The organism is Pseudomonas sp. R1-1 (assembly GCF_051132135.1).
GTDB lineage: Bacteria > Pseudomonadota > Gammaproteobacteria > Pseudomonadales > Pseudomonadaceae > Aquipseudomonas.
This window is the reverse complement of record NZ_CP071663.1, coordinates 2,107,549-2,133,779: the sequence shown is the minus strand read 5'-3', so window position 1 is coordinate 2,133,779 and position 26,231 is coordinate 2,107,549. Positions and strand designations below refer to the sequence as shown.

At 57.1% G+C, this 26,231-nt stretch carries 24 protein-coding genes and 1 pseudogene; 11 read left to right on the top strand and 14 right to left on the bottom strand.

Going from position 1 to position 26,231, the window contains the following annotated elements; translation table 11 throughout:
• Window positions 1-229: 229 nt before the first annotated feature.
• Entirely contained in the window at window positions 230-1,381 is a 1,152-nt protein-coding gene (locus J3P75_RS09755) for an MFS transporter (RefSeq protein WP_090284616.1), read from the top strand.
• A gap of 85 nt (window positions 1,382-1,466) precedes the next feature.
• Here J3P75_RS09755 and J3P75_RS09750 read toward each other — a convergent pair whose 3' ends face one another.
• The 4 genes from J3P75_RS09750 to J3P75_RS09735 all read right to left on the bottom strand — a co-directional run bounded on the left by J3P75_RS09750 (window position 1,467) and on the right by J3P75_RS09735 (window position 6,096).
• On the bottom strand, window positions 1,467-3,893 hold the full coding sequence (locus J3P75_RS09750; RefSeq protein ID WP_434710097.1) for a TonB-dependent siderophore receptor: 2,427 nt from the start codon (window positions 3,891-3,893) through the stop codon (window positions 1,467-1,469).
• Window positions 3,894-3,991: 98 nt separating this feature from the next.
• Window positions 3,992-4,975, bottom strand: coding sequence for a FecR family protein (locus J3P75_RS09745; protein ID WP_434710096.1), 984 nt, complete (start codon window positions 4,973-4,975; stop codon window positions 3,992-3,994).
• A 40-nt stretch (window positions 4,976-5,015) separates the two neighbouring features.
• Window positions 5,016-5,507, bottom strand: coding sequence for a sigma-70 family RNA polymerase sigma factor (locus J3P75_RS09740; RefSeq protein WP_434710094.1), 492 nt, complete (start codon window positions 5,505-5,507; stop codon window positions 5,016-5,018).
• Between the two features lie 148 nt (window positions 5,508-5,655).
• Window positions 5,656-6,096, bottom strand: a complete 441-nt coding sequence (locus tag J3P75_RS09735; RefSeq protein WP_090284624.1) for a carboxymuconolactone decarboxylase family protein — start codon at window positions 6,094-6,096, stop codon at window positions 5,656-5,658.
• Window positions 6,097-6,302: 206 nt separating this feature from the next.
• Between J3P75_RS09735 and J3P75_RS09730 the strand changes: the two genes are divergently transcribed.
• The 4 genes from J3P75_RS09730 (at window position 6,303) to J3P75_RS09715 (ending at window position 10,723) form a co-directional block, all read left to right on the top strand.
• Complete coding sequence (locus J3P75_RS09730; protein WP_434710092.1) at window positions 6,303-6,809, top strand: sigma-70 family RNA polymerase sigma factor; 507 nt, start codon at window positions 6,303-6,305, stop codon at window positions 6,807-6,809.
• On the top strand, window positions 6,809-7,768 hold the full coding sequence (locus J3P75_RS09725) for a FecR domain-containing protein (protein ID WP_434710090.1): 960 nt from the start codon (window positions 6,809-6,811) through the stop codon (window positions 7,766-7,768). The genes J3P75_RS09730 and J3P75_RS09725 overlap by 1 nt, the downstream gene beginning before the upstream one ends.
• A gap of 101 nt (window positions 7,769-7,869) precedes the next feature.
• Window positions 7,870-10,290 carry a TonB-dependent siderophore receptor gene (locus J3P75_RS09720; RefSeq protein ID WP_434710088.1) on the top strand — a complete coding sequence of 807 codons (2,421 nt, stop codon included), beginning with the start codon at window positions 7,870-7,872 and terminating at the stop codon, window positions 10,288-10,290.
• Window positions 10,291-10,369: 79 nt separating this feature from the next.
• A complete protein-coding gene (locus tag J3P75_RS09715; RefSeq protein WP_093100036.1) occupies window positions 10,370-10,723 on the top strand; it encodes a hypothetical protein in 354 nt (117 codons plus the stop codon).
• A 143-nt stretch (window positions 10,724-10,866) separates the two neighbouring features.
• Here J3P75_RS09715 and J3P75_RS09710 read toward each other — a convergent pair whose 3' ends face one another.
• The 5 genes and pseudogenes from J3P75_RS09710 to J3P75_RS09690 all read right to left on the bottom strand — a co-directional run bounded on the left by J3P75_RS09710 (window position 10,867) and on the right by J3P75_RS09690 (window position 15,219).
• Window positions 10,867-12,435: a sensor domain-containing diguanylate cyclase gene (locus J3P75_RS09710; RefSeq protein WP_434710086.1), complete on the bottom strand. Its 1,569-nt coding sequence runs from the start codon at window positions 12,433-12,435 to the stop codon at window positions 10,867-10,869.
• A gap of 236 nt (window positions 12,436-12,671) precedes the next feature.
• Window positions 12,672-13,193, bottom strand: a complete 522-nt coding sequence (locus J3P75_RS09705) for a hypothetical protein (RefSeq protein ID WP_434710084.1) — start codon at window positions 13,191-13,193, stop codon at window positions 12,672-12,674.
• The gene (locus J3P75_RS09700; protein ID WP_434710082.1) at window positions 13,193-13,921 is read right to left on the bottom strand and encodes an alpha/beta hydrolase; all 729 of its coding nucleotides are present in this window, start codon (window positions 13,919-13,921) and stop codon (window positions 13,193-13,195) included. The genes J3P75_RS09705 and J3P75_RS09700 overlap by 1 nt, the downstream gene beginning before the upstream one ends.
• A 3-nt stretch (window positions 13,922-13,924) precedes the next feature.
• Window positions 13,925-14,417, bottom strand: a pseudogene (locus J3P75_RS09695) (PAAR domain-containing protein).
• Between the two features lie 136 nt (window positions 14,418-14,553).
• Window positions 14,554-15,219, bottom strand: coding sequence for a ribonuclease T2 (locus J3P75_RS09690; protein WP_434710081.1), 666 nt, complete (start codon window positions 15,217-15,219; stop codon window positions 14,554-14,556).
• Window positions 15,220-15,383: 164 nt separating this feature from the next.
• Between J3P75_RS09690 and J3P75_RS09685 the strand changes: the two genes are divergently transcribed.
• A complete protein-coding gene (locus J3P75_RS09685) occupies window positions 15,384-15,857 on the top strand; it encodes a hypothetical protein (RefSeq protein WP_434710079.1) in 474 nt (157 codons plus the stop codon).
• Between the two features lie 105 nt (window positions 15,858-15,962).
• Window positions 15,963-16,754, top strand: coding sequence for a transporter substrate-binding domain-containing protein (locus J3P75_RS09680; RefSeq protein WP_434710077.1), 792 nt, complete (start codon window positions 15,963-15,965; stop codon window positions 16,752-16,754).
• Window positions 16,755-16,757: 3 nt separating this feature from the next.
• Here the strand turns inward: J3P75_RS09680 and J3P75_RS09675 are convergent, their stop codons facing one another.
• From J3P75_RS09675 to J3P75_RS09665, 3 genes are all read right to left on the bottom strand, one after another.
• Complete coding sequence (locus tag J3P75_RS09675) at window positions 16,758-16,961, bottom strand: hypothetical protein (protein WP_434710076.1); 204 nt, start codon at window positions 16,959-16,961, stop codon at window positions 16,758-16,760.
• Window positions 16,962-17,182: 221 nt separating this feature from the next.
• A complete protein-coding gene (gene lepB, locus J3P75_RS09670; RefSeq protein ID WP_434710075.1) occupies window positions 17,183-17,980 on the bottom strand; it encodes a signal peptidase I in 798 nt (265 codons plus the stop codon).
• Between the two features lie 304 nt (window positions 17,981-18,284).
• Window positions 18,285-18,647 carry a DUF6124 family protein gene (locus J3P75_RS09665; protein WP_434710073.1) on the bottom strand — a complete coding sequence of 121 codons (363 nt, stop codon included), beginning with the start codon at window positions 18,645-18,647 and terminating at the stop codon, window positions 18,285-18,287.
• Window positions 18,648-19,223: 576 nt separating this feature from the next.
• On the opposite strand from J3P75_RS09665, the gene J3P75_RS09660 reads away from it, so the two are divergent.
• Entirely contained in the window at window positions 19,224-20,207 is a 984-nt protein-coding gene (locus J3P75_RS09660; RefSeq protein WP_434710071.1) for an HNH endonuclease, read from the top strand.
• Between the two features lie 65 nt (window positions 20,208-20,272).
• Here J3P75_RS09660 and J3P75_RS09655 read toward each other — a convergent pair whose 3' ends face one another.
• Window positions 20,273-22,150, bottom strand: coding sequence for a DNA cytosine methyltransferase (locus J3P75_RS09655; protein ID WP_434710069.1), 1,878 nt, complete (start codon window positions 22,148-22,150; stop codon window positions 20,273-20,275).
• Window positions 22,151-22,501: 351 nt separating this feature from the next.
• On the opposite strand from J3P75_RS09655, the gene dusA reads away from it, so the two are divergent.
• Both dusA and J3P75_RS09645 read left to right on the top strand, forming a co-directional pair.
• Window positions 22,502-23,488, top strand: coding sequence for a tRNA dihydrouridine(20/20a) synthase DusA (dusA, locus tag J3P75_RS09650; RefSeq protein WP_434710067.1), 987 nt, complete (start codon window positions 22,502-22,504; stop codon window positions 23,486-23,488).
• A 74-nt stretch (window positions 23,489-23,562) separates the two neighbouring features.
• Window positions 23,563-23,943 (top strand): DUF2388 domain-containing protein, encoded by a 381-nt coding sequence (locus J3P75_RS09645; protein ID WP_434710066.1) that lies wholly within the window; start codon window positions 23,563-23,565, stop codon window positions 23,941-23,943.
• Here the strand turns inward: J3P75_RS09645 and J3P75_RS09640 are convergent, their stop codons facing one another.
• On the bottom strand, window positions 23,944-24,777 hold the full coding sequence (locus J3P75_RS09640) for an undecaprenyl-diphosphate phosphatase (RefSeq protein WP_434596836.1): 834 nt from the start codon (window positions 24,775-24,777) through the stop codon (window positions 23,944-23,946). It abuts the gene before it with no gap.
• Window positions 24,778-25,284: 507 nt separating this feature from the next.
• Between J3P75_RS09640 and J3P75_RS09635 the strand changes: the two genes are divergently transcribed.
• Window positions 25,285-26,022, top strand: coding sequence for a winged helix-turn-helix domain-containing protein (locus J3P75_RS09635; protein WP_434710064.1), 738 nt, complete (start codon window positions 25,285-25,287; stop codon window positions 26,020-26,022).
• Window positions 26,023-26,231 lie beyond the last annotated feature (209 nt).

Below are 26,231 nucleotides of genomic sequence, written 5' to 3'. Positions count from 1 at the left end.
CTCTGCGCCGCCGAAAAATCTCACTGTAAACCGCAATCCCCTGTAGGAGTGAGCCTGCTCGCGATAGCGGTGGGTCAGTCGATATATTTTTACCTGACACACCGCTATCGCGAGCAGGCGAAGGTCTACAGGGTACGATGTTGTCTGTACTTCCTCGAATGACTGGCGATCGAACCTCGCCGCTGAATCAGTGTCCTTCGGGGACGCGATGTTTTTACCAAGGATCGATATGACCAGCCTCAACCCCCAAGACACCTTCGTCCCCGGACGCCTGCAACAGATGTCCACGCGCGTGGCCTTTTTCATCGCCGGGCTCGGCATCGCCGCGTGGGCACCGCTGGTGCCTTATGCCAAAGCCCGCGCCGGTCTCGATGAGGGCACGCTGGGCCTGTTGCTGTTGTGCCTGGGCGTCGGCTCGATTCTGGCGATGCCGTTGGCGGGGATTCTGGCGACGCGCTTCGGCTGCCGGCGCGTGGCCACGGGCGGCACGTTGTTGATCTGCGCGGCGCTGCCGTTGCTGGCGACGGTGTCGTCGATACCGGCGCTGATCGCCACCCTTTTCATGTTCGGCGCGGGGTTGGGCACGGTGGATTCGACGGTGAACCTGCAAGCGGTGATCGTCGAACGCGCCAGCGGCAAGAACATGATGTCGGGTTTTCATGGCTTGTTCAGTCTCGGCGGAATTGTCGGCGCGGCGGGCGTCAGCGCCCTGCTCGGCCTCGGCCTGTCGCCACTGGCGGCGATGCTGGTGGTGGTCGCGCTGTTGATCGCGGCGCTGTGCAAATGCGTGCCGCACATGCTGCCCTACGGCAGCGAAAGTTCGGGTCCGGCATTCGCCATTCCCCATGGCATCGTGCTGTTTATCGGTGGCATGTGCTTCATTGTCTTCCTCACCGAAGGCGCTGCGCTGGACTGGAGCGCGGTGTTCCTCGCACAGGAACGCGGGATCGATACGGCTTATGCCGGCCTCGGTTACGCGGCATTTGCCCTGACCATGACCGCCGGCCGTTTGTTGGGCGATCGTATCGTCCGCCGTTTGGGCGCAACGCGGATCATTCTGTTTGGCGGGCTGACGGCAGCGGCCGGTCTGTTTCTGGCAACTTTCGCGCCGAGCTGGCAAGCCGCGCTGGTGGGGTATGCACTGGTTGGCGCCGGTTGCTCGAACATCGTGCCGGTGCTGTACACCGCGGTGGGCAAGCAGACGGTGATGCCGGAAAGTATCGCGGTACCGGCGATTACTACCTTGGGCTATGCGGGGATTCTTGCCGGGCCGGCAGTGATCGGTTTTGTCGCCCACGCCAGCAGCTTGAGTTTTGCCTTTGGCCTGATGGCGGTGCTGCTGGTCGCGGTGGCGATTGGCGGGAAAGTACTGAAGGTCTGAAAAGCTTCGCGAGCAGGCTCGCTCCCACACAATCTCGGTGAACCTGTGGGAGCGAGCCTGCTCGCGAAGAAGCCGACGCGGTCTGTCAGAACCCCACGCTAGCCTGCACAAAGAACGTCCTCGGTGCGCCAACATACATGCCCGCATTGTTGTCGCTGGAGCGGGTGAAGTATTGCTTGTCGAAAATGTTCTTCACCCCGGCACCGAGCTTGAGGTTCGACAGTTGCGCGCCGAAGTCATAACCGCCGCGCACGTTCCAGGTGACGTAGCCGGGAATGTCGCCGTATTGCCCGTCGGCGGTGCCCTCGGTGATGTAGTTGCCGTTGAAACTGCCGTCAGCGTTGACCCCGGTGCCCGGCGAGCGTTGCTGCGATTGGGCGAAGCCGTCGAGGTTGTAGGTCCAGCGATCAACGTCGTAACGCAAACCGACCGTCGCTACCTGGCGTGAGTAGAACGGCAGGTCACGGCCCTTGAAGCCGGGAATATCGCCCTCGTACACCGCGCGGGTGTAAGTCACGCCGGCATTGGCGGTCAGGCCGTCGAGGCGCGGGTCCAGAGCGGCCATGTCGTAATGCACCGAGGCTTCGACGCCCTGGTGCTTGGTCGCGCCGAGGTTGGTCCAGCCGACGTCATTGCTGATGTATTGCAACTCGTCGTCGAAGTCGATGTAGAACAGCGTCACCTCGCCGCCCCACACGTCGTCGCTGTAACGCGTGCCGATCTCGTAGGTCTTGGCTTTTTCCGGGTTCAGGCCGCTGGCGGTCTGGTCACCCGTGCCGCCCTGGCCGAGCTGAAAGTACTGCAAGGCACCGAACGAGGTTTCGTAGTTGGCAAACAGTTTCCACGCATCGGACAGGTGATACATCACGCTCAGTGCCGGCAGCGGTTCATTGCTGTCGATGCTGCGGCGCTTTTCCTGCACTGGCCGGTTCGAGGTGTCGAGCACCGGCCGGTCGTGCCATTCGGTGCTGATGTGTTCGAAACGGATGCCCGGGGTGATCGTCCAGTTGCCGACATCGATCTTGTTGTCGACGTAGAAGGCATTGGCCTCAGTGCCACCGGTACGGTCCTGATAGACGTGACCATCAGAGGTGCGGCTGACCACCGGTTGATTGTTCACCAGCGCCAGACGACTGGCTTCTTCATGCATGCCTTCCTTGAGGTAGCGATAACCGACGCTGACCTCCTGGGTGGTCGGGCCGACATCGAACACATGCGACACCCGCGGCTCGATGCCGAAGGTGTAGTAGGTGCGCGGGTAAGAGCTGAGGGTTTTCTGGTCGCGCGCGGCAATCGTGCTGCCACGATAGCTGTCGGAGTAGTAGGTCAGCACTTCGGCCTGGGTACGATCGTCGATCTGCCGAATCCACTTGAACGACACGTCCTTGCGCCGGCCGCTGAAGCTGTCGTAATCGCGGTCGGACTGAAACGGCTTATCGTCGTACTGCTTCTGGGTCAGGCCGCCGGGCATGTCGGCGCTGGCGTCGTAATAGTGGAAGTTGAGGCTGAAATCGTCCTGCTCGGTCGGCGCCCAGTGGGTCTTGAGGATCACATCGTCGATGTCGTTGCCGTTGTTGCGCTCGCGGTAGCCGTGGCCGTTGACCCCGGAATACAGCAAGGCCATGCCGATGCCGTTGTCGGCGGTGCCGCCCAAAAACGCCGTGTCGATGTGTTTCCAGCCGCCGTGCTGCGACGTCTCCAGCGTGGTGCCGATTTCACCGGTGGTTTTCTCCGGGATCGCGCGGGTGACGAAGTTGATCACTCCGCCGACGTTCTGCGGCCCGTAACGCACCGAACCGGCGCCGCGCACCACATCGATGCTGTCGAGGTTGCCCGAGGAAATCGGCGCCATCGACAGTTGCGGCTGACCGTACGGCGCAAACGCCGCCGGCACGCCATCGATCAGCACGGTGGAGCGCGGCGACAGGCGCGACGTGAGACCACGCACGCCAACGTTGAGGGAAATATCGCTGCCGCCGGTGCCGTTGGCGTCCTGCACCTGTACGCCCGGTACGCGCTTGAGCACATCGCCCACGGTCATTGCGCCTTGCTCGACCATGGCTTCACGACGGATCACCGTGCGCGCGCCGGGGTGGTTCTGCACCACGGCGGCGTTGGCGTCGCCGAGCCAGTCGCCGACCACTTTGATATCGGTCACACCGAGTTCCAACGGGCCATTGGTCGCTGCGGAAGTGGCGGCCGGTGCCAGCGTCACCGAGCCTTCGTTGATCTGATAATCCAGACCGCTGCCCTGCAGCAACTGACGCAGCGCCTGTTCCGGGGAAATATCACCATCGACCGCCGGCGCCTGTTTGCCGGCCACCAGATCCGGGCTGAAAAACACTTGCAGCGAGGTTTGCTGACCCAGTTCACTCAAGGCCTGGCCCAGCGGCTGCGCACGAATATGGATGGCTTCAGCGGCGAATGCCTGCGGCATGGCAGCGCTGACCGCCAGCGCGAGGGCCAGCGGTAACCAAGAGGATTTTTTGTTATGGGCTGTGGTGTTTTTCACGTCGTACAGAGTCCTGTGGATCGCAATAGTGTGCGGCTGTTAATGCAAACCAGTTGCAGTTGAACAGGAAGACGCTGAACTCGAAAAAAACCTGAATTTTATTTTGCGATTATTTCCTGACGGCCATCGGCAAGGCTGCGCACGGCCACCGGCAGAATGCTCGGCAAGGCTTTGAGCAAGGCATCGGTGTTGTCGGCGTTGAACACACTGGTCAGGCGCAGACTCGCCACGGCCGGGTCACTCACCGTCAACGGATGCTGCCGATAGCGCGATACTTCGGCTGCGACGTCGCTGAGGCTGGCGTTGTCGAACACCAGTTTGCCGTTGCGCCACGCGGTCAGTTGTGCCGGGTTGACTGCGTAGGCTGGCGCGACTTTGCCGTGGGCATCAACGTGCGTGCCGAGGCCCGCCGTCAGGCTGATGAATTGATCACTCGGCGCATCCCGCCCCTGCACCTTGACCGTGCCCTGCTCCACCGCCACACGGGTTTGCGCAGGGTCGCGGCGCACATCGAAACGGGTGCCGGTCACCGTGACCTTGCCGCTCTCGGTTTGCACGACAAATGGCCGCGATGCATCGTGCTCGACGCTGAACATCGCCTCACCTTCGCGCAGTTCAATCAAGCGACGATTCTGTTCATAGCGCACCTGCAAGCGGCTGCGGCTGTTCAGATCGATCAGCGAACCGTCCGGCAATGCCACGTGTTTGCGTTCGCCCAACGCCGTGACGAATTCGGCGCTGTAGCCGCCCGGATGATGCAACCCGCTGAACAGACCGAGGCCGAGCGCCACCGCCAGCACACTGGCTGCCACCGCGTAACGCAACAAGGGCCGGCGTGCGAGACGGCTCGGCGGCGTTTCAGCCAAGGCTTTGAGGCGTGGCGCCGGGAGCAGATCGGCCGCCGACCATAAGCCCTGCAGCAACTGAAATTCATCGCGATGCTGCGCATGCTCGTTCAGCCAGGCGTCGAAGCGCTGCTGCTCTTCGGCGCTGACGTCCGGCTCCTGCAACTGCACGAACCAGCGCGCAGCATCATCGCGCACCGTGCTCGGCCCGCACGCGCAATCACGGGTATCCGTCATGGAAGGTCCTGTTGGGCTGGGGAGGGAAAATCGCCACCGCTCATGATTGCAAGCCATCAAGGCGATCTCGCAGATGCCGCAGGGTGCGGATCATATACTTTTCGACCATGTTCTTGGACAGTCCCAGGCGTTCGGCGATTTCCGCCTGGGTCAGGCCTTCGATCTTCTGCCAGACGAAAATCTTCCGGCAATTGACCGGCAGCTCGGTCAGCGCCCGCTCGATGGAATCGGCCAACTGGATCGCATGCATGTAATGCTCCGGGTCGCCGGACGCCGACGCACTGTGCTCGATAGCCTGCGATTCCATGGCGCCACGCCGGTCCTCGCGCCGATAACCGTCAACCGCAATATTGCGCGCGGTCTGATGCAAATACGCGCGCGGCTGCTGCACCGCCGCCGAATCGGCCTCAAGCACGCGCACAAAGGTGTCGTGCGCCAGATCCTCGGCCTGCGCGCGATTGCGCAGACGCCGGGTCCAGGTGCCGATCAACTCTTCGTAATGCTCGAAAAAGCCGGGTCTGCGGGGACGCATGAGGTAGGAAACGGCCCACTGAGGAAAGGGCGTGAATAGTAATGCTTCGTATTAAGGCGAAGCAATGAATTCCTCGAGCGGCCGTCTATGCCGTTCGCCCGCTTGCGCTTGCAAGCAGGCGACGGAAGACAAAGAAGCTGACAAAAACTCACGCCTGCGGCATTTTCCGGAACCCCACCGCCAAACGATTCCAGCTGTTGATGGTGCTGATCGCCACGGTCAGATCGACCATTTCCTTGGGCGTAAATTGCGCGGCGACCACTTCGTAGTCTGCGTCCGGGGCGTGGGTCAGGCTCAGTTGCGTCAGCGATTCGGTCCACAGCAGCGCGGCGCGTTCGCGGTCGCTGAAGAACGGCGCCTCCCGCCAGGCAGTGACGGCGAACAGGCGACGCGGGGTTTCGCCGCCCTTGATCGCGTCAGCGGTGTGCATGTCGATGCAGAACGCGCAGCCGTTGATTTGCGAGGCGCGCAGTTTGACCAGTTCGATCAGGGTCTTTTCCAGCGGCAGTCTGGATACCGCCGTTTCCAGCGCCATCATCGCTTTCAGGGCATCAGGGGAAGCGGTGTAGAAATCGGTACGAGGTTGCATGGTGACTCCGGGTCGCAAGGGAATGTGCGACCACGTTAGTCCCGCTGACGGCTGCGACAAATAGCCAATATTGGCGAAGATCAGTAGGCCACTGGTGCAGAAAATTGCTCTCGGGCAATTGCCAGCGTTGAAGCAGAGCCACTAGAATGCGATCAATTCTTAATTGCACTCATGCCACGGCTGCCCGAACCGAGTATTTGCACCTCATGTCGTCCATCGACTCGCCCTTGAACCAACAGATTCACCGCCTCTACAGCGAGCATCACGGTTGGTTGCAGGGCTGGCTGCAGCGCAGGCTCGGCAACCGCTGCGATGCCGCCGATCTGGCCCATGACACTTTTTTGCGCCTGCTCGCACGTCAGGTCGCCAAACCGCTGGGCAGCGAGCCGCGGGCGCTGCTGACGCACATCGCCAAGGGCCTGATGATTGATCGCTGGCGACGTCAGGACATTGAACGCGCCTATCTGGAGACCATCGCGCAACTGCCACCGGCCGAGGTGCCGTCGCCGGAAACCCGTCTGCTGATTGTCGAGACGCTGTGGCGCATCGAAGCGCTGCTGCGCGAATTGCCGGCGCAGACCCGCGACACGTTCCTGCTGTCGCAGATCGAAGGCCTGACTTACGCGCAAATTGCCACGCGCCTGAACGTGTCGCTGATCACTGTCAAACGCCATATGCGCGCAGCGTTCATTGCCTGCCTGAGTGTGGCGTGATGACCTCACCGATGATCAATCCGCAGATTCTCGGCGAAGCCGCCGACTGGCTGGTGCAGCTGCATTCCGGCAATGCCACGCCGGCCGATCACCAGGCGATCGCCCAATGGCGCCTGCGCAGCGCCGAGCATGCCCAGGCCTGGCAGCGCGCCGAAGCGCTGCTTGGAGATCTGCGCAGCGTGCCGGCCAATGTCGCTATCCAGACGCTGAAACGGGCCGCTCGCCGCGAAGGCCTCAGCCGCCGACAGACCCTCACCCGCCTCGGCCTGTTGCTGCTCGCCGGCCCGGTAGGCATCGCTTCGCAACACGTGCCGTGGCAGCAATGGAGCGCCGACCAACGCACCGCGATCGGTGAGCAGAAGACTCTGCAACTGGCCGACGGCACGCAACTGTTGCTGAACACCGACAGCGCCGTGGACATCACTTTCAGCCCGATCGAGCGTCGGGTGATGCTGCTCAACGGCGAACTGTTGATCAACCCGGCGGATGATTCGAGCGCCCGTCCGTTTATCGTCGAAACCCCGCAAGGCAGCGCCCTCTCCCTCGGCAGCCGGTTTTGCGTGCGCATCGACGGTTCGCGCAGTCAGGTCTCAGTGCTCGAAGGCCGCGTGCAGATCACCCCGCAGTTGTTGCAGCAGAGCAACACGCTGAAGGCCGGCGAACGCCAGCGTTTCAAGCTCAACGCTTTCGACACCGCCGAAACGTTCGACCGCAACAGCCTGGCCTGGGACAAGGGCATGCTGCTGGCGAACAACCTGCGCCTGGACGATTTGCTCAATGAACTGAGCCGTTATCGGCGCGGTGTGCTGCGCTGCCATCCGGATGTTGCAGCACTGCGTGTGTCCGGGGCGTTTTCCCTGCGTGACACCGATGCGAGCCTGCGCCTGCTCAGCGACACCTTGCCATTGAAGATCAGCAGCCTGACCCGTTACTGGCTGTCGGTAGAACCACGGGTTTGAATTCGAAGTCATTATTTTCAGCGCTGCCTGATACCTTTTTGCGTCTCGTCCGGTGAGTGGAGCAGACCTCTTTGATTCCATGCGCCCGACAGGAACGCCGAATGACTGCATTGCCCACGCCCCGCCCCGCCACCTTCCCGCTCAAGGCATTGAACCTGAGCCTGGCCTTGGCCTTCGCCACCCTGACGCCGGTGCTGACGCACGCCGCCGAACCCGTCAGCGCCAGCCACAGCGTCAATATCGGCCCCGGCCTGCTCAGCCAGGTGCTGGCGCAGTTCGCCGTCAGTGTCGGCGTACCGCTGTCGTTCGATCCGGCGCAACTGGGTAATCGCCAAAGCCCCGGTCTGCAAGGCGAATACAGCGCACAAGGCGGTTTCGCCAGACTGCTTGAGGGCAGTGGTTTCGAGCTGATCGACACCGCTGGCAACGGGTACACGGTAGCGCCGCAAGTGGCGGCTGACGGCGCACTCGAACTCAGTGCCACCAACGTCAGCGCCGTGCGCGACAGCGGCGATACCTATGGCGGCGAGCAAGTCGCGCGCTCCGCACAGATCGGCATGCTCGGCAATCAGGCGGTCAATGACTTGCCCTTCAGCGTCACCAGCTACACCGCCAAGACCATGGCCGATCAACAGGCGCAAACCGTCGGCGATGTGTTGCTCAACGACGCCTCCGTTCGCCAGTCGTCAGGCTTCGGCAACTTCTCCCAGGTGTTCATGATTCGTGGCTTGCCGCTGCTCTCCGATGACATTTCCTACAACGGCCTCTACGGCATATTGCCGCGGCAGATCATCGCTACCGAAGCGCTGGAACGGGTCGAATTGTTCAAAGGCCCGAACGCCTTCGTCAACGGCGTGACCCCGAGCGGCAGCGGCATCGGCGGCGGGGTCAACCTGCAACCGAAGCGCGCCATGGACACGCCGACCCGTAGCGTCACGCTCGACTACAGCGACGACGGCCGTGTCGGCGGGCATCTGGATCTGGGTCAGCGCTTCGGCGAAGACAACCGCTTCGGCGCCCGGGTCAACCTGATGCAGCGCGAAGGCGCGACCGCTGTCGATGACGAAGACCAGCGCTCCTCGCTGTTCAGCCTCGGCCTCGATTATCGTGGTGAGCGTCTGCGCATCTCCACCGATCTCGGTTACCAGAAACAGGTGATCAATCAGGGCCGCTCGGTGATTTACGTGGATTCGAGCCTGAAAAAAGCGCCGAAGGTGCCGGACGCCAACGACAGCTATGCGCAGCGCTGGAGCTACTCGCAACTGGAAGACACCTTTGGCATGGCCCGCGCCGAATACGACCTGAACGATAACTGGACGGCCTACGTTTCCGGCGGAGCGAAACACACCCGCGAGAACGGTGTGTACTCGTCGCTGACGGTCACCGACCTCAACGGCACTGCGCGTGGCGGCATGCTGTATTCGCCCCATGACGAGGACAACCAGAGTGCCATGGCCGGCCTCAACGGGCGTTTCAGCACCGGGCCCATCAGCCACCAGCTCAACCTCGGCTGGGCCGGAATCTGGGGTGAGCAGCGTTCGGCGTTCGAGACCATCGGCACGGCCAGCCGTTACACCACCAATCTGTACAACGTCACGGACAAGCCACGGCCAGCGGCCACCTCGTTCGCCAGCGACATCAACGATCCGCGCATCGTCGGCAAGAACACCCTGCGCAGCGAGGCGATTTCCGACACCCTCGGTTTCGTTGATGACCGCATCCTGCTGACCCTCGGCGTACGCCGCCAGGAACTCAGGGTCGATGGCTGGAACACCACCACGGGCGCGCGCACTTCCAGTTATGAAGAGTCGATCACCACGCCGGTTTACGGGCTGGTGATCAAGCCGTGGGAGCACGTGTCGTTTTACGCCAACCGCATCGAAGGCCTGGCCAAAGGGCCGACGCCGCCGACCACGGCGATCAACCGCGACGAAACGTTCGCCCCGGTGCGCAGCAAGCAGATCGAGGCCGGCATGCGCGTGGACATGGGCAGCTACGGCGCCAACCTCGGCGTGTACCGCATCGAACAACCGTCCAGCTACACCCAGGACGGCATCTTCCGCGTCGATGGCGAGCAGACCAACAAGGGCGTCGAGTTGAACGTGTATGGCGAGCCGCTGGACGGGCTGCGCCTGCTCAGCGGCGCGACCGTGATGAAGACCGAACTGCAAGGCAGCAGCAACGGCGTCAACGACGGCAACCGCGCCGTCGGCGTGCCGCGCTTCCAGATCAACCTCGGCGCCGATTGGGATATCCCTGGCCTCGAAGGTGCAGCGGTGAGCGCGCGGATGTTGCGCACCGGCGGGCAATACCTCAACGCGGCCAACACTCAGAGTATCCCGGCGTGGAACCGTTTCGACCTCGGCACGCGCTACGCCTTCAAACTGGATGACCGGCAGATCACCCTGCGCGCCAACCTGGAAAACGTCGCCAACGAGGCCTATTGGGCATCGGCCAACGGCGGGTATCTGACCCAGGGCACACCGCGCACGCTGAAGGTCGCGGCCACTGTCGATTTCTGACCACTCGTCAGCCAGTGGGCACCCAGGGTTCTGCGCGTCGGACCAATATCAGGTACATGCCCTTTTCAGGAGATGCACCATGATCACGCGCAAACTCACTTCCCTGTTGCTGGCCGGTTTGCTGGCCAGCGCATCGGCCGCCAGCTTCGCGGCGAATGACAGCACCGACGCCACCGGGACCAAATCCGGCGGCGCCAGCAGCTCGACCATGCCACCGGACAACACCCCCGGCGCGCCTTCCGGTGGCAGCGGTTCCGGCGGTGGTTCCACGGGCGGCTCGGGGACCAATTCGGGTACGGGTTCCATGGGCACCGGCGTTGGCACGGGTACCGGCACCAACGGTGGCGCCAGCGGCTCGGGTTCCGGCGCGGGCGGTGGCACCGGTTCGGCCGGCGGCGGCACTGGCGGTGCGGGCGGTGGCTCGGGCAGCTGAACGAACAAGAGCCATCCCGGCAGGTAGGTAACCTTCTTTTGTAGGAGTGAGCCTGCTCGCGATAGCGGTGTATCAGTAGACCTTTGCGCCACTGACCCACCGCTATCGCGAGCAGGCTCACTCCTGCAGGGATCGTGTTGCAGTCAGCGATCCGAGCGCATCAATTCGGCAAATCCGCTGTCCAGCGACAGCACCGCCGCGCGATTGCGACCGGCATTTTTCGCCTGATACAGCGCCGCGTCAGCACGCTGGATAAACGCTTCCGGGCTGTCATTGCCGCTCGGAATGAACGCATAACAACCCAGACTCACCGTCAGATACCCGGTCGGCGAGCCGCTGTGAACGATGTGCTTGTCGATCACGCTGCGTCGAATCTGCCCAGCAATCGCCAGCGCACCGTTGATATCGGTGTCCGGCAGCAACACCGCAAATTCTTCCCCACCGTAACGCACGGCCAGATCGGACTTGCGCTGGCAACACGTCCTCAGCACCTGGGCAACTTGCGTCAGGCATTGGTCACCAGCGACGTGGCCGTAGGCATCGTTGTAGCGTTTGAAAAAATCGATATCGAGCATGATCAGGCTGACCGGACTGACCTGTCGTGCGCCGCGCGCAAACTCGATTTCCAGTGAACGTTCGAACAGGCGCCGATTGGCCAGCCCGGTCAGGCTGTCGTGCGTAGCGATCTGCTCCAGCGCCCGTTGCGCCTTGCGCAGGTTCTTCTCGATGCGTTCGCCATTGCGCACCTGATGAATGAACACCCAGCCAAACAGGCCGACGCCGAGGATCACCAGCGCGACGATCACGCTCGACTGAAACGCGCGCTCGGACCAGCCCTTGAGAATTGTGTCGCGCGAGGTCGCCGCCGACACCAGCAGCGGATACGAGGCCAATTGCCGGTAACCATAAAGACGCTCGGTGCCGTCGACGTAGGAATTGAGCATCGCCGTCCCGGCCGGGGCATTGGGCAGCAACGCCTGGAAAATCTGCCCGCGCGCCACCGAGGTGCCGATCAGCGATTCATCGAACGGCCGTCGCGCCAGCAAGGTGCCGTCAGTCAGCGCCAGAAACATGATGCCGTTGTCGTCGAGACTGAAGCTTTTGAAAAACTGATCGAAGTACGACATCTTGATCCCGGCCAGCAACACACCCTCGAAATTGCCGGCGCGGTCATTGATGCGCTTGGAGATCGGGATGATCCATTCGCCATTTTCGCGGCTGCGAATTGCCGGCCCGATGTGCGCCAGCGTCGACGCGTTCTGCTGGTGAAATTTGAAATACTCACGATCGGCAACACCGTTGCCGCGCGGCAGCTCGGCAAACGAGGTGATCACCCATTGCCCTTCGCGATCGAACAGAAAGATGCCATGCAACTGCGTCAATTGCTGCGCACGCCGGGCGAAGATGCGCTGCAAACGCGGCTTTTGCACAGCGCCGTAACCGTCATCCTCGATCCAGTCGACCAGGCTGGTCATCACCAGATCGGCCGCCAGAAACGTGTCCTCGGCCTGCTGCGCCATCGCCCGGGTCAAATTGCTCGAAGCCGCCTGCGCCACCGCCAGATCCTGACGCTGCGACTGCTCCAGTTGCAAATACAACAAGCCGGACAGGCACAGGCTTACCGCGACGATAAACAGCACGGCTGCTTTACGTAACGGCAAACGCTTAAGCGCGCCGGGGGCTTGTTGCGGATCGTGAATGGGGAATGACAAAAGCAAGTCCTGGGCAGGTACGACGAGGGCGCCAGCGCAATAACCCTGATGTTTTATGAGCGTAGCCCACCGGAATATACCCGGCAAACGCAGCGCTCATGCCTGTTATATCGGCGTGCGTCGAGAATGGATGATCGCGTTTTGTCGATTTATTTTTGTGGCGTGGGAAGGTGGATTTTGCCGCTTCACGGCGGGAAAGATCGTGGGGAATTCGCGCTTGAAACTCCCCGATTTTGTCAGTGGGGTTTGTTGATTTCCCGGAGCAGATCGGCGACGGGGATATACAGGGTGTTGGAGTAGTAGGGTTTGTAGCCGTAGGCGGTGACCACTACTTTGCAGGGGATTTGTTGTTTGTTGGACATGAGGTGGTTGAGTTCTGTTGCCGAAAGATCTCTACGGGAACCACCACCATTGGAGACTTCACTCATGAATGCGCTGCTGAGATAGGAATATTTTGCATGGCCTCCATCATTTCCTTCGGGCTCAATCGAACCAGTTGCAGAAAACCTGATGAATTTATCGACCGAAAAATCTTCGTCCTCTGCCAAGGCACACTCCAGCGTAGCGGAAGCCATCCCTTTTCCTTCCCCTCGATCAAAAAGATCAAGCACATCAACGTCCGAATCAAATCTAACGTCGTACAAAAGCGCGGTTCCGCGGTTAACAGAAACAAAATCAAGATTCGCAGGTGGTTTCGTGTGGTCTTTGGCACAGCCGGAGCAGAAAACCATCAGTACGCAAAGGAGCAACTTTTGCATCAGGAAAACTCCTTCATGATTGACTCATACAAAAAATCACTCGCTGATTTATTACCCGCGATTGCTGCTGTAAATAGCCCCGGTGCATCTGCATGATTGGTGTCGACGTTGGCGTTCAATGAAGGGCCGCAAGCGATGATCCACTTTTCGCCAAAGTCAGCAACCCCATCTGACGGATCTCTTTGAGTCGGAGTCGCTTTGATATTTATCCAATCCGCAGCCACCGGTTCTGGACGCTCGCGATAAATATCCGAGCCAAGCCAAACGAGAGAACCTTCTCCGACGGGATCCAGCGTAATCAGCATTTGGATACGGTAACCCCAGTCCGTCATGATTTTTGTCAGGTGCGCGCCGTTCCATCCGCCGAGGCTATGTCCGACGATGTATACCGGACAGCTTTTATACGGTATCAACCCTAGAACATTCCGTTGAATATCTTGCTTTCCTGTGACCTCGTTGTAGCCCAACCACTTTGACGTATATCGGCCCTGTGTCATTAGCGCTTCAGTTCGTTCATTAAAATTCAACCACGCCAGCCGTATGTTCCTGTACGGACCCGAAAAATAATAACTCTCTTTATCCCCTGCCCCGCCAATGAACAGAACAATCGCCTTGGTACTTTCCACCGGCACAGCCTTCACACTGACATCTTTCTTATCCGTCAGCGCATGTTCCTTGTGCAGCTTGTAATTGTTGCCTTTCGGGCACGTTACCGTTTCAGCCGCCATGCCTCATTCCTCCAGAAACAACTTGATGGTTTCAGGCAGGTGCGAGCTGACTTCTTGGGTAAACCCGGCGGCGTCAGACACGCCATGTTCCATGCGCCCGTCCGCGCGCTGGATCATGTAGGGGTGATTGGGCCTCGCCGATCACGTCGTTGACCAGTTGTAACTTGTCGGTGAAGTGCACCGGCATAGGCAACAAACCACTGAAGGGCGCTGTGACCACCGTGTCACCGATGATGACCGTGCCGGAACCGCCAATGACCACATTGCCATGGCCACCGGTGCTGTCCAGCGTCGCGGCATTCAAGCCATTGATGAACACCGTCGAAGACACCGCGCCGGTGATCGGGCTGCCGCAGGCAGATTTGTCGGTCATGCGTGCAGCCGCCAGGCCATCGAAATTGACGTTTGGCGAACCGCTAACGAGCGGGTTGGTGCCATGTCCCGGCAGCGGGCAGGCGGTTGGATCGGTGACGCGGGCAGCGGGCTTTCCGCTCATGAACAGCTCCTTGCAATCTAGCGTGTCGTCCTTTTGGGGGCGCAAGCATGCGGGAAATGCGCAGGCGCTTCAAACCTTCAGGCAAAAAAAAGGCGCCTTGTCGGGCGCCTGTTCTTCATCGCTGATACCACTTGGGTCACCGCGACGGCGGTACTCGGATATCGCCCGCCCGGCACTGGGTTTTCACGCCTTCGCCGCACGCCGCGAATTGCAGATCCTTGCCCATGCACACGCGTACTTCGGACAGTTCCGGACCGCTGCAGATCACTGCGACACCATCGGCCGGAATCCCCGGGTTGGCTTGGCGGAACAATTGGGCAATCTCCTGCGCCTCGAAATAATACGAGGTGCTGAACGGCTGCAGCTCGTCCGGAATTTTCACCGCCGCTACAGCCTTGTCCGCTTCATCCAGATAACCCATCGCGCCGAGGCCGGTGCAGGTGCCGTGTTTGGCCCATTCGTGATCGAGCAGTTTTTTCGTTGGAAACAGGGTCAGGCCTTTGCTGGTTTCCGCCGCCGACAACCTCGTCAGCGGTGGGCAGGACTGCGGCCAGCCACCGGCGGCATATTGCGGCCATAGCCCGTGCAACACGAAGCCATAACCTTTGCCGGAACACTGCACATCATCTTTATGGGTCAGGCAAAAGGTCGGCGACCATGACAGTGCCAGCAGGTAGTAATCAAACACCCCCGCCACCGATTCCGCCTGGGCCTTGCTTGACTGTGACTGGCGCGCCGAACTCAGGCCGATGCTACCGGCCGTCAGTGCAATCAGTGCGAAAATTGTAAACAGCTTTTTCATCTACCCACTCCTTGGGACGCCTGCGTCCATGGTTTAGCTCCAGACCCGACCGGGCCAGCGCTGATTTCGCCACGCTTGTGTTGCAAGCGCATGACGCAAGGCAAAGCCCGACGCCTTCGCAGGGTCTACGATTAACAGGCAGACATCCAAACAAGGGATCCGACATGAGTAAAGCAGACGAACTCGCCGCCAAACTCAAGCACGTCCATGCTGACGACATTACTTGCGCCGAACTGGAAATCGATTGCTGGCCCGCTCAGGTGTATGACTTGTACCACCGCATCGAAGGCTGGTTACATCCCGTCACCGAGGTCGGACTGAAGATCCGGCGCAATCCTACGCATGTTTGCGAAACTTCACCGGACGGTGAAGCCCATGACTACGCCATAGACCAGCTGATCATCGAAGCCAATCGCCACAGCCTGACCTTCGATCCGATTGCGCGGTTTACCGAGGATGGCTGCGGTCGGGTGCAAATCACCCTGCCGGGGAAAGACATTTTTCTGCTCCGTACCGTCGATGAACATCACGAAAGCCATTGGTGGCTGCAGACTGTCGAGACGGGACAGGAGCTGGATGCGATTGCCTTGACGGAGAACAATCTGTTGCTGGTGGTGCAGGAAGGGTTGGGGCTGTAGCGCGCCTGTCATTTGCGCCAGCGTTCAACATCGGACTGGATCAACGTTGAGAACGTGTTTAACTTCGAACACGTCCTCTCCACCATCCAGAGAAAAATCCGACAGATGCCAACGATAAAAACCACAATACTGCTCGGCGCTATGTTCGCGTTGCCCTTCACCGCTCAGGCAGCCGACCCGATCACCCACCTCGACAGCATTCAGCAGCAAGGCGCGCTGCGCGTCTGCACCACCGGTGACTATAAGCCCTACACCTTCAAACGCGCCGACGGCGACTTCGAAGGCATCGACATCAGCATGGCCCGCTCGCTGGCCGACAGCCTCGGCGTCAAAGTTCAGTGGGTGCAAACCACCTGGAAAACCCTGATGCCCGACATGCAGGCCGGCAAATGCGACATCGGCATGGGCGGCATCTCGGTCACCCTCGAGCGGCAGAAAAAAGCCTACTTCAGCAACACCCTCGACACCGACGGCAAAATTCCGCTGGTGCGCTGCGACGACGTCAGCAAATACCAGACCGTCGAGCAGATCAACCAGCCCAACGTGCGCTTGGTCGAACCCGCCGGCGGCACCAACGAAGCCTTCGTCCACGCCTTCCTGCCCAAAGCGCAACTGGCCCTGCACGACAACGTGACGATCTTCCAGCAACTGCTCGACAACAAGGCCGACGTGATGATCACCGACGCCTCCGAAGCGCTGTATCAGCAGAAACTCAAACCAGGACTGTGCGCGGTCAACCCGCATCAGTACATGCAATATGGAGAGAAAGCCTATTTGCTGCCGCGCGATGACATCAGCTGGAAACTGTATGTCGATCAGTGGCTGCACTTGAGCAAAGTCACTGGCAAGCATCAGAAGACCTTGAGCGAATGGATTGCCGTGCCTGATGCGCAATAAGGCTTAGTCGTCGTGCAGCATGCCGGAGCTGTATTGGTTAAGGCTGCTGCCGATGCTGTTGCCGCCGAATTTCAGGGTGTTGGCGTTGTGCTCTTGTGGCGACTGGCAGTCGCTGGAGAAACAGCTGGTGGTGGTCAGGCCACCGGTGCCGGAGCAGGCGCTCAACACCGATATTGCAGCAGCAATCAACAGCACTTTCAGGCGCATGGCACGATTCCCTCGGGACGAGCAACGACAGTCTTGTCTCTGCATCCTAGGCTTGCGCCGCATACAGCAACATGAAACGTTGCTGATCGACAGCGGCGGTTCAGCATCGCCTGCCCGCTAGTCCTTCCAATGATTGGAATCTTGTCGCAGGCCACCGCTGCGGCAATTGCGCAATCACGGCCTCCAAAGCGTCGTCACCCTGAAAGTGACGGCTTCGGTTATCAGTGAAACGCTGTGCCAATCCTCGATCGATCGGACGAAAACCATATTCCGGTGACCTTACCGGTAATGTCTTCGACTGCGACCTGCCCCATAAAGCGGCTGTCGTTACTGCTGTCGCGGTTGTCACCGAGCAGATAAACATGATCTTTCTCGACCACCGTCTGCGGCGTTTGCAAATAACGAGGATCCTTCACGCGCTCTGGCGGCGCGAAGAACAGCCCCATGTTTTCACCGTTGCGAATGACCTTACCGTCAACAATCGACAAGGTATCGCCACCCACTGCCGCCACACGCTTGACCGCCTCCGTGCCGTTGTAGCGATAAGTCACAATGTCGCCCACCTGCGGCGCGTCGACGCGCATTTTGGTCACGATGTAGTCACCATTCGAAAGAGTCGGAGCCATCGAGCCAGAGGGGATGAAGTAAGTCTTGAACCCCAGCGTCGGGCCGCGCAATGGCCCCAGAATTACCAGCGTTAGAATCACCAGCGCCACCACGTAAAGCACGTGAAAACGGGTGCCGGGGCTGTTCACCGGACGGTCGTTTCTGCGCACGGATATAGCTGCTGCCGTAGCCGAGCCGAGTTTCAACAGGACGATAAAGGTAGCGAACGCATAGAGTCCCACTGGCGTCGCAGGCACCCCGCAAACACCGAGCAAAATGGCGCCGAGATAAAGCAACGCGGCAACGCGCAGCGCCCACTTCACCTGACCGGCATAGACCAGACCCCAGCCGGCCACCAGGCACGACATCACGAATGCTTGCAGCGGCAGCTTTGGCTTATCAGGAGCAGACATAAATTCTCTTCACGTAAATAGATGACAAACAAGCGCCCAGCCTATTCAGCTAACAGGGCACTAGGGGGGGCAATGCAGAGGGGGTTATTCAGCGGAAAATAACCGGTCGTGCGCAATTGCACGCTGTACTTGTACCAAGCTTGGGACGACGTAGCTTCCCTGGTGCGGCGATTTCTCAAGGCACGGAAGGCTACTGAATTGCCATCACCCTGTCCATTTGCCCGCATTGATTCTGGCTGCTTTGCACAGCGCCATCAGCCCCTCCGTGGCAACGGCTGAGCCGTTCGCCACAAAGGGAGCTGAATTACGCCTTCAGCTCAACGTTATCCAACGCCTGATTCACAGCCAACTCCCCCAGCATTACTACCTGCGCAATGCCCAGCGCGGTTTTGCGGTGCGAGGGGTCGAGTGCTGCAGCGAAGTTGTTGAGCATTTCCGACGCGGAACTCAGCGTTTCACTGGCATTGGCCAATAGCGATTCCGAGTCGTACTTGGGGTTGGCGAGGTACATGCGCTCGGGCTCGTTGACACTGGCCATGATAGAGCCGGCGGGAAGGAGGTAGTGATCGAGGGCGCGCTCGGCGGCTTCGTGGAGTTTTTTGGAGTTGAGGGATTCGTAGGGGGATGCGGGATCGGTATCCGGCGGGTTGGGCGTTACTTTGAACATGGATGAAACCTCTAGCGCGATTAGCAAAGGAGCCATCACCCTCGCTACCAAACGAAGGGTGGCGGCCATACGCGGGTTGGTAGACCGGTCGCACTAGAACCCGGCGCCCACGATGGGGCCCCACGCATGACCACCATGAAATCCGAGTCCTGGGAAAGCGACTGAAATTGGTGATGCAATGCATCTAGACACGAAACGGGCTACCAAACCCGATCACTGGGTTTCAGTGATGTGGGGACGATAGAGCGTGCGGCCTAGATGTACAAGCCGGGGGATTCTGTCTTAGGTGTAGGGGGAGGCGCAAGGCGGTGTAGGTCCTGAGTCGCTCCAGTACGCGTCAGTTAAACGACAAAAAATACTGATGTTTAAACTCGAAAAAACAGAGGTAAAGGCTCATCAGACTGAGCGAAAACAAGATCAGCATTTCATCAACGCTCCCTATCCAGATTCACTTTCACATCGCTACGCTTCTAAACGAGAAAGGATCTGTAAAGCCAAATAAAGGTGGCATCTTGCCATTCTCCCAGATTTCGCTCAGGCTCTAGCCTGCACATTTGGACTCAATGAGTGAAGGGAATGACAACACGACCGCAAAAATTTCTGAATGTAATTAGTAGCTTAGGCTCACTTGCAACCGACGCTAATGCCAGAGACGGATGGCCCGGTACATTTCATATCCAGCTATCCAACCAAAAGCTCTACATCGCACTACATGTATCAAGTATTTCGCCTCATAGTCGAGCGGCTTACGAACTGCGCTTTCAGAACCCTGCAGGTGAAAATAGAATAGTTTCAAATGAGGGTGGTGCCGCGTTACCAATACTACTCGGTATCGACGATACTCAGGCGACTCCGATATTTGTAGCTACAGAAGGTAGCACTCGCGTCGGACGCCCGACTAGATTTTCTATTCTATTTCATCAAAGAATTATCGACGAAGCTCGAAGAAATGGCTGGGCAACTTATACTTCCTCCACTGGAGAAAAAGTATGTGCATTTGTCCCTATGCTACTACCTTCGTTTATTGAACAAATTATTCAAAATGAAGAAGTTTCTTCAATAGACATTGCCGAAGCAGCGGTAGCTTCTGGCGTCATGGATATGCAAACCGATATTAATTATCAGGAATGGGCTGGATTTAGAGCAACAAGAGCCATAAATGTGCTTGCACGAAAAGCTGGTGCGGGAAAAAGAATTCGCAGAGCTTATGGCGAACAGTGTGCAATGTGTGGTTTAGGTGCAGGGATAATCCAAGGGGCACATATTTTCCCTGTTGAAGCACCGGGATCAAATGATGAAATCTGGAACGGCCTCAGCCTTTGCTATAACCATCACAAAGCATTCGACCTCCATTTAATCGGAGTTATTCCCGATACAAATGAAATCATTCTGCATCCATCACTACGAGCAGAGGCTCAACAAAATCAGGGTACTGCTAATTTTGTAAACTCAACTTGGAGATGGCTCGGCATTCCAGTTGATGTTAGACATCGACCAAGCGCGCAAATGTTTACAGCACGATACGACTATTTTTCCGACCTATATAGTTGGATGTCGTAATTACATGTATGGTCGCCTTCAGGCGACCATACTAAACAATCTACAATAAGCGCCGAAGATGACAGTTATGCTTCGAAAGCAATAGAATCCTCAACCGCTGTAAACCTAACTTTACTTTCTACCATGGCTTTTGGAGACAACAATGGAAAAGGGTATGTACACAGAACTCGCCCTTTGCCAATTATAGGATGGCTATGAAAAGTTCTAATATCATACCGTAACTCCCTCATAGACTCGACTACGACCTCAAGCTCTTCTCTAGATACTTTCAAGCTGGACATCAAGTAATCCTCAGTCAAAAAATCACCACAATTTCTTGTTTGACCAAAAAATTCAACAGCGCGTAGTAGAGCAGAATCCTTTTCACGCCTCACTACAGTTTCAACATCAACAACATCACCTCGATTTGCATAATGACCATATATATCAATCAAAGTGAAAAACTTTGAACGCTCAACGAGACCAACTTCAATTTCCTTCCAGCAATTAAAAATATCGTCTATTCGGAGAATATTGGCTGAAAGCGATAAACTTTCGAACCTAGGCAAATATTTTCTAAGGCCGGACAATCTAACTTCGATATGAATCATTGACTGTACTCCTCCAGAAAACTCGTCCATATCTATTCGAATATGACTACCACCCTCAGTTAAAATCAGCTCTGAGTACTGAGATACATCTTTTACTGGGCGCTTATCAAAGACTTCTCTTTTATACCTCGTAGCCCTTACAACATAAGATTTAGTCGTTTTAGGAGCTACAGCAACAGGATCTAAGTATTTGGTCAACGAACCGTATTTTTTCTTTATAGCCTCAGCTGCGACTACTTTGAAAGAAAGACTTCTCTCTCTCTGACGCTGTCGAAAACTCGATTTAAATAAAAGCGGTCGAGGCTGAAACTCCCCACCACATGACAGAGAGAAAATCTGTTCTTTAACACTCATTGCGATACAGTATGCGAGCCTTGGAGGAACAGAGTTACCAATTTGTTCGACACACTGCCCATAAGAGCCTTCTATGACATAGTCATCGGGAAATGACTGCAGGCGCTTTAATTCATCTACAGTAAAGTGCCGACTATTCCAGTGGAACGGTCCTGTAAATTTTCCCGGACTCGCTTTAAGTGTGCGACAAGGCTCACTTCGATTAACCTTATACAGCAGGTCATGAAACTTCGATCGCCAAGCAAAAACCGGCTCCGGATGACCCATTTCGGCAGTAAAAAAAGCGTAGTTTAATCCTTCTGGAACCTCGGGCAATAAGTGGCCGTACAACCCACCAAGTCCTGCACTTGGTTTTTCACCTGGAACTTGAAGATCATATATTGCTTTCTCAACCGAAACCAATGGCTTTCCACTTATAGAATCGGGACCATGAGTTGGCATTGGAAACTTAAATTCCCCAGCTTTTACACCAACCATTACCAGACGCTCTCTATGCTGAGGAACGCCATAATCTGCGGCATCTATAACTTCAGCGTGAAGATCATAGCCATGTTCAGAAAAAGCTTTTACAATTTGCCGCCAAGGTTCACCATTATTTGCCCCAGGCAACCCATAAACATTTTCAAAAACAAAAACACGAGGTTTTATCACATCCAAAATGTGACAGTACTCTTCGTATAATTGCCCTCGCAAATCTTGAGTACCAATAACTCCACCAGATCGGCGTCCAGCAGCAGAAAATGTCTGGCAAGGTGGACCGCCAATGATACATTCGATACCGGAATCCTTGTACATGACAGGATCAAATTTTCGAATATCTAAATTATGAACAACGGTATTTTTATCAAAAAAAGTACCACGCTGCTTATTGGATTCAAGTGAGCGACAATATTTAGCCTCCAATTCTACGCAAGCAACAATTTTAAAGCCTGCCATATGAAAGCCAACATCAAGCCCTCCTGCACCAGAAAACAAACTCAATGTCTTTATATCACGCATCATTAACCCCAATTAAAACGAACCTGCACAGACAGTCATTTTATACTATTTTTACGCTCAAGGCGAGAGTCATAAGTAATCATAGAAACATACATATATCGATTACCATCAAACTAAACTAAACTAAACTTTTAAAGCCCGAATTGGCACAACCGATATACAGCCTTCAATGGCGACTGTACGGACATACAGTAGCGTGTAAAGCAACGCCCGTCAATTTCGCCGACAACACTACCGACCAACGGCTTCAGGCTTATTAATTTCCAGAGACTAAACTTCCGATTTATTAAAAATTTTGTTCATGCCGGAAGTCCTGATACACTTCTCTACTACTCTCACAGTAGTTCTCAAATGTATTTAAATACACGCGTACTCTCCCGCCGCTTCTCCGTCGCCCCCATGATGGATTGGACGGACCGCCATTGCCGCTTCTTCCTACGCCTCCTGTCGAAGAACGCCCTGCTCTACACCGAAATGGTCACCACCGGCGCGCTTCTCAACGGCGATCACGAACGCTTCCTGCGTCACAACGAAGCCGAACACCCTCTCGCACTGCAGTTGGGCGGCAGCGTTCCTCTGGATCTGGCCGCCTGCGCGCGTATGGCCCAGGAGCAGGGTTACGACGAGGTGAACCTCAACGTCGGCTGCCCAAGCGATCGTGTGCAGAACAACATGATCGGTGCGTGCCTGATGGGGCATCCGCAACTGGTGGCGGATTGTGTGAAGGCGATGCGTGATGCGGTGTCGATTCCGGTGACGGTGAAGCATCGGATCGGCATCAACGGTCGGGACAGTTACGCGGAGCTGTGCGATTTCGTCGGCACGGTGCGGGATGCCGGGTGCACCAGTTTTACCGTGCATGCGCGGATTGCGATTCTCGAGGGGTTGTCGCCGAAGGAGAATCGCGACATTCCGCCGTTGCGCTATGACGTGGCGGCGCAGTTGAAGGCGGATTTTCCGGAGCTGGAGATTGTGCTGAATGGCGGGATCAAGACGCTGGAGGCCTGCCATGAGCATTTGCAGACTTTCGACGGGGTGATGCTCGGGCGTGAGGCTTATCACAATCCGTATTTGCTGGCGGAGGTGGATCAGCAGTTGTTCGGCAGTGCGGCACCGGTGATCAGTCGGGCTGAGGCGTTGGCGCAGTTGCGTCCTTATATAGCCGAGCATTTGCTGGCCGGCGGTTCGATGCATCACATCACGCGGCATGTGCTGGGTCTGGGCACCGGTTTCCCGGGAGCACGCAAATTCCGTCAGCTGTTGTCGGTGGATATTCACAAGGCCAAGGATCCGCTGGCGTTGCTGGATCAGGCGGCTGAGTTGCTTGAAGGTCGTTGATTGAAGTTATGAATGTGCGGCGACGCATGAGCGTTGCCCGGTGTTTTGTTGTACGGACAGGATGTCTTTCGGTTATGCCCGTGTTGAAACGTGCTCCATTCAATCGCTTCACCCTCCTCGTTTTGTGCTCGACGGTTTCCACCAGCGTCTTCGCCGACTGCAATTTTGCGCGAGGATGTGGTGAAGGAAGCGGCAGCCCTTTTGAGTCGACGCAAATGTCCGGCTTTATGGTGTTCACGGCGACGATGGCGTCGGTCGATGGAACCTCGGATGTATCCGGCCTTAAAAAACGTGTTTATTCGGCCAAGGAAATCGAAGCGGCGCGATACTACTTCGCCAGCGACGGCATGCTGCAGGCCGCGTATTTCACGTCGGCCTTGCAGCGCTATCGCCAGGAGTCGCCGGATTCGACATTAAACGATCTCGCCGTTGCGGCATTGATCAGCGCTCAGTGATCAGGCTGCCGCAGCAGCGGTCCAATTCACCCACCCAAACCCCCACGTCGCCAAAATCAACAAACCAAAACCAATCCGATACCAGGCGAACGCCGCATAGCTGTGGTTGGCAATAAACTTCAGCAAACCACGCACGGCGATCATCGCGAAGATGAACGCCGTGACGAAGCCGAGGGCGAAGACTGGCAGGTCGTTGGGCTGGAACAGGTCGCGGTATTTGTAGCCGGAGTACACGGCGGCGCCGACCATGGTGGGCATGGCGAGGAAGAACGAGAATTCGGTGGCGGCTTTGCGCGACAGGCCGAACAGCAGGCCGCCGATGATCGTCGAGCCGGAGCGTGAGGTGCCGGGAATCATCGCCAGGCATTGTACGAAACCTATCTTCAGCGCGTCGGACCAGCGCATGTCGTCGACGTGTTCGACGCTGATCACATGGCTGCGCTGTTCGGCCCAGAGCATGACGATGCCGCCGACGACCAGTGCCACGGCGACGGTGATCGGGTTGAACAGGTATGCATGGATGGCGTCGGCGAACAGCACGCCCAGGACAACGGCCGGCAAAAAGGCGATCAGCAAGTTGATAGTGAAACGTTGTGCATTGCGCTCGGTGGGCAGGCCTTTGACGATGTCAAAGATCTTCGGCCGAAACTCCCAGACCACGGCAAGAATGGCGCCCAGTTGAATAATGATGTTGAACGCCATTGCGCGCTCGCCGCCAAACTCCAGCAAGTCGGCGACGATGATCTGGTGCCCGGTGCTTGAAATTGGCAGGAACTCGGTCAGGCCTTCTACCGCGCCTAATAGCAACACCTGGAAAAAAGTCCAGAAATCCATTAATCCTCCATCAGAGCGCTCTTTGAGAGCGACCGGTTAACTGCACTCAGGAATTGAGTATCGGAAATAAGATCGGCACGCCATTACCCATTGCCTGACGCGGCGCCGGCAGAATATGTCTTATCAAAAGCTACACTCAAGTCATGTTAGTAATCGTCGGCCGACGAACTAATCGACAAATATTTAGTGCTGGAGTGGAAAAAAATTAGCGCGCGCAATAAAGTGTGATCCAGCGCACAATACCACCGGGTGGCAATACAATGGCAGATCGACATAAACAAAGCTGTCGCATTAGGCTCAAAATAGTGGCACCATTGCATATCGCCATCATCTAAGCCGTAGTTCACTCTCTCGAGAAAATCAACTAAAAGCCTGAAAAGCTTACTTATTGTTAGAAATCTCGCGAGGCACGTCTAAAATTCGCGCAAATGTTACCAATTGTCAGTCACAGATGAGAACCGGTGCTTTAACATCCCGATGTCAGCACCTAATTCGAGTCAATGCACGATGCTCTCAGCGAACTTGGCGACTAGAAGCCCGCGCCCGACAAATGACGAACCCGGTGTTCTTACTCTGGGTCGTACCCGTGGCGTGGCCGAACATTTTAGAACGCTAATCGCCCAGCATGTCCGTAGCGATATGGCGCTTGAAGCCAGTGCCTACGCTAGTTCATATAACTTTAATGAACACGTGGGATCGTACCGGGCAATATTTCTGATTATCGATAGTCCACAGGCGCTCGAGGACAATCTTGCGCTGGTGGAGAATCTGCGCAGCGACAATTTTAAGCCGATTATTTGCGCGGTTATCACCGGTCGCGGCGCCTTCAACAAGATCAAGTACTACCTGGCGGGTGCCGATATTTGTATCAAACTCAATACGCTATCCGACGACGGCGCAGAGTTGCTGGCGGAGTTCTTCAGCAGTGAAGAATGGCAGCGGGATATCAATCTGACGCTTGATCCGACGCGCATTTGCCTGGTGGACAAGAGCAAGAAACTCGACATCTCGTTTGCCGAAATGAAGATCCTTGAAGCCTTTGCGCAAACCGGCAATCACATCCTGAGCCATGATGAAATCGCCGGCATCATGGGCCTCAATACCAATTTCTACGACCCTCGCGCACTGGAAAAATCAATCAGTCGCTTGCGTGGAAAAATCAAGGACATGTATGGTACAAACGCGATTCAGAGCATTCGCGGGTATGGCTATCGCCTGCTGCGGGGTCTGATATCGACTGCCTGAGTCTCGGGCAGCCAATCCCTTTTGCAACGTACGAAGGATCGTCCAATGCAGCCATACAGCTCCTTTTCTGCTCCGCTTCTGTTTGAAATCAAGCAATTGAATGAGCGCGTCAACACGACCCATAACAATAAAACTCCATAACATAGCAGCAGTTCGAGTGGAATTTATCGAGGGCCAATCTTGGGCCCAGACCCTGCCTATCGATTACT

Excerpts from the sequence above, each read along its gene's own strand:
- J3P75_RS09755 (WP_090284616.1), top strand. The coding sequence starts at position 230 with ATGACCAGCCTCAACCCCCAAGACACCTTCGTCCCCGGACGCCTGCAA.
- J3P75_RS09745 (WP_434710096.1), bottom strand. The coding sequence starts at position 4,975 with ATGACGGATACCCGTGATTGCGCGTGCGGGCCGAGCACGGTGCGCGAT.
- J3P75_RS09740 (WP_434710094.1), bottom strand. The coding sequence starts at position 5,507 with ATGCGTCCCCGCAGACCCGGCTTTTTCGAGCATTACGAAGAGTTGATC.
- J3P75_RS09735 (WP_090284624.1), bottom strand. The coding sequence starts at position 6,096 with ATGCAACCTCGTACCGATTTCTACACCGCTTCCCCTGATGCCCTGAAA.
- J3P75_RS09730 (WP_434710092.1), top strand. The coding sequence starts at position 6,303 with ATGTCGTCCATCGACTCGCCCTTGAACCAACAGATTCACCGCCTCTAC.
- J3P75_RS09725 (WP_434710090.1), top strand. The coding sequence starts at position 6,809 with ATGACCTCACCGATGATCAATCCGCAGATTCTCGGCGAAGCCGCCGAC.
- J3P75_RS09720 (WP_434710088.1), top strand. The coding sequence starts at position 7,870 with ATGACTGCATTGCCCACGCCCCGCCCCGCCACCTTCCCGCTCAAGGCA.
- J3P75_RS09715 (WP_093100036.1), top strand. The coding sequence starts at position 10,370 with ATGATCACGCGCAAACTCACTTCCCTGTTGCTGGCCGGTTTGCTGGCC.
- J3P75_RS09705 (WP_434710084.1), bottom strand. The coding sequence starts at position 13,193 with ATGCAAAAGTTGCTCCTTTGCGTACTGATGGTTTTCTGCTCCGGCTGT.
- J3P75_RS09700 (WP_434710082.1), bottom strand. The coding sequence starts at position 13,921 with ATGGCGGCTGAAACGGTAACGTGCCCGAAAGGCAACAATTACAAGCTG.
- J3P75_RS09690 (WP_434710081.1), bottom strand. The coding sequence starts at position 15,219 with ATGAAAAAGCTGTTTACAATTTTCGCACTGATTGCACTGACGGCCGGT.
- J3P75_RS09685 (WP_434710079.1), top strand. The coding sequence starts at position 15,384 with ATGAGTAAAGCAGACGAACTCGCCGCCAAACTCAAGCACGTCCATGCT.
- J3P75_RS09680 (WP_434710077.1), top strand. The coding sequence starts at position 15,963 with ATGCCAACGATAAAAACCACAATACTGCTCGGCGCTATGTTCGCGTTG.
- J3P75_RS09675 (WP_434710076.1), bottom strand. The coding sequence starts at position 16,961 with ATGCGCCTGAAAGTGCTGTTGATTGCTGCTGCAATATCGGTGTTGAGC.
- lepB (WP_434710075.1), bottom strand. The coding sequence starts at position 17,980 with ATGTCTGCTCCTGATAAGCCAAAGCTGCCGCTGCAAGCATTCGTGATG.
- J3P75_RS09665 (WP_434710073.1), bottom strand. The coding sequence starts at position 18,647 with ATGTTCAAAGTAACGCCCAACCCGCCGGATACCGATCCCGCATCCCCC.
- J3P75_RS09660 (WP_434710071.1), top strand. The coding sequence starts at position 19,224 with ATGACAACACGACCGCAAAAATTTCTGAATGTAATTAGTAGCTTAGGC.
- J3P75_RS09655 (WP_434710069.1), bottom strand. The coding sequence starts at position 22,150 with ATGCGTGATATAAAGACATTGAGTTTGTTTTCTGGTGCAGGAGGGCTT.
- dusA (WP_434710067.1), top strand. The coding sequence starts at position 22,502 with ATGTATTTAAATACACGCGTACTCTCCCGCCGCTTCTCCGTCGCCCCC.
- J3P75_RS09645 (WP_434710066.1), top strand. The coding sequence starts at position 23,563 with ATGCCCGTGTTGAAACGTGCTCCATTCAATCGCTTCACCCTCCTCGTT.
- J3P75_RS09640 (WP_434596836.1), bottom strand. The coding sequence starts at position 24,777 with ATGGATTTCTGGACTTTTTTCCAGGTGTTGCTATTAGGCGCGGTAGAA.
- J3P75_RS09635 (WP_434710064.1), top strand. The coding sequence starts at position 25,285 with ATGCTCTCAGCGAACTTGGCGACTAGAAGCCCGCGCCCGACAAATGAC.